A 286-nucleotide genomic window follows, 5' to 3' on the forward strand; every position below is an offset into this window, starting at 1 on the left:
CACACCCCAGTTCAGATCGAAGGCTGCAACTCGCCTTCGTGAAGTTGGAATCGCTAGTAATCGCGGGTCAGCAACACCGCGGTGAATGTGTTCCTGAGCCTTGTACACACCGCCCGTCAAGCCACGAAAGAGGGGAGTGCCCGAAGTCGCCTAGCGCCGAAGGCAAAACCCTTGATTGGGACTAAGTCGTAACAAGGTAACCGTAGGGGAACCTGCGGTTGGATCACCTCCTTTCTAAGGAATGTTGACACCACTGATCGCCGGATGAGAGTCGAAAGACTCTCGC

This window comes from Zavarzinella formosa DSM 19928, from assembly GCF_000255705.1.
Taxonomy (GTDB): domain Bacteria; phylum Planctomycetota; class Planctomycetia; order Gemmatales; family Gemmataceae; genus Zavarzinella; species Zavarzinella formosa.